3 protein-coding genes are annotated in these 4,193 nt (G+C 32.1%); all 3 read right to left on the minus strand.

What is annotated here, in order from left to right:
* Window positions 1-1,631 (minus strand): class I mannose-6-phosphate isomerase (locus tag EUBIFOR_RS02160; RefSeq protein WP_003864260.1); only part of this gene is annotated, 1,631 nt, incomplete at its 3' end.
* The gene (locus tag EUBIFOR_RS02165; protein WP_040466074.1) at window positions 1,628-2,164 is read right to left on the minus strand and encodes a glucose-6-phosphate isomerase family protein; all 537 of its coding nucleotides are present in this window, start codon (window positions 2,162-2,164) and stop codon (window positions 1,628-1,630) included. The genes EUBIFOR_RS02165 and EUBIFOR_RS02160, both read right to left, overlap by 4 nt.
* 470 nt (window positions 2,165-2,634) lie before the next feature.
* On the minus strand, window positions 2,635-3,840 hold the full coding sequence (locus tag EUBIFOR_RS02170; protein WP_118356661.1) for an ATP-binding protein: 1,206 nt from the start codon (window positions 3,838-3,840) through the stop codon (window positions 2,635-2,637).
* Window positions 3,841-4,193: the final 353 nt, after the last annotated feature.

Consider the following 4,193-nt stretch of genomic DNA (forward strand, 5'->3'; position numbering starts at 1 on the left):
TCTGCATAATGCACAATGAAAGGTTCAAAATCCCCTTCAATTACTGCACTCTTTCCATCCACTAAATTCAACATATTGACTGTACCATGTGTTTTATGAAGTGAACTATTATTAATTGTATATCTTCTAGTTTCAATAAATTCTAGTTCATGTAAACCCGTATGTTCGATCTTACAATCATTTCCTTCTTCTTTTACTTCATATGTCGCATTCACTAAATTTTCTTTAACCCAATCTGTAGTACGATCCCATTGAATGACTTGTTTTCCATGTTCAATATGAATAGGTCTAGGAAGTCCATCTAAGCCTAGTCTTTGCCAGTCCCACAATTTAAACGTAAAAATATATGGTGTTGCACTAATTTCAAGAACCATTGCATTCTTTCCTGAACAATGACAAGTTCCTGCTGGAATCAAGAAGTGATCATGTTTCTTTGCCGGAAACTTATTAATATACTTATCGGCATCAAAAACAATTTCTCCTCTTTGTGCTGACTCTAAATCCGAAATCATTTCAGTTGGTTGAATTCCCTCTTTTAGACCTAAATAAACAACGGCATCTTCTTTGGCATCCAAAATATAGTAGCTTTCATCTTGTGTATAACTCATTCCAAAATTCTTTTTAATATATTCCGTTAATGGATGTACCTGCAAAGATAAGTTTTGTCCTTCCATCGTATCTAGAAAATCAAAGCGAATCGGAAATTCTGCCCCAAAACGAGAATAGACTTGTTCTCCCAATAATTCTTTTGGTTGATATAACACTAGATCCATAGCTGGAAGTTCTACTATAACTCCATCATAATCAAATAGAATGCTGTTTTCTTCAGGAACCCCATCAAAGCTCCATGCATAATTTGGCTGATCCTTGTCTAAGTTACAAACTTCCTTCATCCATTGACCACCCCATACGCCTGGATCAAAGTATGGTACTGTACGAAATGGTTGTTTTGACAATTGATGCAAACTTATCTTAAATGTATCACTTGAAAGCATTTTTGGATCATTCGATTTATTTGTATCCACCACATAATCAAAGCAGTCAAAGCATTTTTCTTTGTGTTTGTCCGCTATACGCCATTCGATAAAATAGCCACGCTTATATTTTTTTAAGATATCTTCATCATAATTATCTACATTATAATTTGCCATCCCTTTACGATAACGCAATTGAATTTGCCATCTAGCCATATCAAAGTAAACATACACATCGCCATGACTTACTAAACTAGCTCCAACTCCATATACAATAACAGATTCTTTCTGTTCTTTAATTTTATTTTGAACTTCTTCTAGCTTATCTTCATCTATAAAATCCACAAGATTACCATAATACATCTTGCCAAACACACGATCATCCGTAAGATTGTATTTCATTTGTTCAGTCATGGTTTTGCCATCTTTAAAGATATCATGCATATTGATTTCCAAAGAAAAATTGAAACGTTTAATCAATTCATATACTTCCTCTTCATCTACACCTGGATAATAATCAAAGACTACAACACTGTTATTATTCATTTTACGATTTAATTCATGATAGATTTCATCATATCCATGAAACGCTTTATGATTCTTTATTGTTGTTTTAGGGAAACGATCATATTCCGATTTGAAATTTAGATAACTCATTCTTCCTCCACCTTTAATTCACCATTTTTCTTAAACACTCTTACTGCAAAAGGATGCTCTTCTACACGCTTATAATCATGACCCGCATGACTTGGCCACATACATTGCACTTTTAATTCACAATTTCCCGTATTCACAAGGCGATGTGCCAAATGACCATCAATATAATGAACACTTCCACATTTTACTTTTTCTGCATGACAATGATAATCTTCATCCATCAATAAAAGAAGACCTTCACCACCCATACCACAATAAATTTCATCACAATCTAAATTCTCATGGAAATGTCCTCGTGTTACATTACATTCTCCATTCACGCATACTGGCTGCATCACAGTCAATCCATAACATAAACCATCATGTTCATAGGAATACACTTCATACATAATTTGATCATCTGAAATACTTGGATCCACACTTGAATAGAATGTTTTAGCATCTGCATATAGTTTTGTACTCTTCTTAACATCCTCACCTTCAATTACACCATTTAAATAATCATGAAATACTTTTGCGTCTTTAATTTCCATAATTGACTCCTGTTTAATTGTTATAACATTCATTTTTATTATAAATCAATTGTTATAACATTTCAATATAAAGACAACCACAATATTTCCTTAACTTTGCAGAATTTGTATAACTAAAAATAAAAGAAGCATTAGTAGCTGAATTCACCAATGCTTCTGTCAATATATTTTTCATCCATATCAAATTGTTTTAATATCATTTTTTGTTTTGCAGTCAGTGCATATTTTCTTCTATATTTTCAAGCTCCGATATTATTTTTGGAACCGTATATGCTTTACGGTTCTTTTTTCTTAGTACTTCTGCTTTCTGGAACAGCTCATTCCTTACGATCAACCATTTATTCAAAAATTCAATTGTAGTTATACATGTTTTACAAAGTTAAGAAGCGTTCTTAGACTGCATTATAAATTCTCGAGTGTTTGACTTTTCATGATAAATTGCTACATTGTTTTCCTGTTATTTCCTATACTTACTCCGTTAACCCCAACAGCCAGTCTCTTGCATTGATTCGTCTAATTCCATCGTATTGTTCTTCCGGCTCCTCATCCATCGTCAGGATTATCTTTGGATAATGATCTCTAATTACCTGCAATGGACGAAGTTCTCTTTGAAGTGTACTTTCGTCATGTGTCGTCAATGCCACCTGATAATATATTGTTCCTCTGCTATTTTTTGCTACAAAATCCACTTCAAAAGTACCGATTTTTCCAACATACACATCGTATCCTCGCCGCAATAATTCTAAATACACAACATTTTCCAAAATATGTCCAGCATCTGCCTGCCTTGACCCTAAAAGCATATAGCGCATTCCAATATCAACAATATAATACTTTTCAAGTGTTTTCAGATATTGTTTTCCTTTGATATCATACCTTTTCGTCTGATAGATGATATAACTTTCGCGGAAAGCCTCCAAATATTTTTCTATCGTTCTTGTATCAATCTTTCTTCCTGCTGATGTCATCGTATCTGCAATTTTTTTCGATGACAATGGGTTTCCTATATTATCAAAAATAAACTGTAGAACACTTTTTAGCATCATAGTATCTGTTATCTTTTTTCTATTTACAATATCTTTTACAACAATCGTGTTATAGATTCCTTCCAGATATTCCCTAATTTCATTCGGTTGATTTTTTAATTCCAATGTATAGGGAAAAGAACTATTTTGCAGATATTCCGCATATTTTATCCCTCTGTCATTCATACTTCCTGTACTTTCCATATATTCACGAAATGATAACGGAAGCATCTCAATCTGTACATATCTTCCAGAAATCATCGTTGCAATCTCACTGGATAGCATATAAGCATTCGAACCTGTAACATAAATATCTACATTGTTCTTTATATATAAACTGTCTAATACTTTTGGAAAATCTGGCACGTTCTGTATTTCATCCAGAAAAATATATGTCATTTTATTTGTCACCAAATGTTCTTTCAAATAATTATATAGTTTTTTATAATCCGTAAGTTCCTCATAATCAAGATCTTCAAAATTAATCGCAATAATCTGTTCTTTTTCTACATTATGTTGCTTCAGATAGTTTTGATAAATTTCCAATAATATTGATTTACCACATCGCCTTACTCCTGTAACAATTTTAATTAATTTCTTATCTTTCCAGGCAATTAATTTTTCAAGGTATTCTTTTCTTTCAACAATCACACAATCACCCCACATTCGGTTTATATATTATATTATAATCCAAAAAAGTAATATGACACAACAGTTTTTGCATCGCAATGCAATTACTATTTATTTATCGTGTTTTTTTACATTTATTGTCTCTTCCCTTAACTTTGCAGAATTTGTATAACTAAAAATAAAAGAAGCATTAGTAGCAAATTAACCAATGCTTCTGTCAATATATTTTTCATCCATATCGAATTGTTTTAATATCAATTTTTGCTTTGCTGTTAATGCATATTTTCTTTTATATTTTCAAGCTCCGATATCATTTTTTGAACCGTATATGCTTTACGGTTCTTTTTTCTTAGCTCCTCAACTTTCTGAAACAG

The sequence above is a fragment of the Holdemanella biformis DSM 3989 genome, assembly GCF_000156655.1.
Lineage (GTDB): Bacteria > Bacillota_I > Bacilli_A > Erysipelotrichales > Erysipelotrichaceae > Holdemanella > Holdemanella biformis.

Coding starts and splice junctions, on each gene's coding strand:
- EUBIFOR_RS02165 (WP_040466074.1), bottom strand. CDS start 2,164: ATGGAAATTAAAGACGCAAAAGTATTTCATGATTATTTAAATGGTGTA.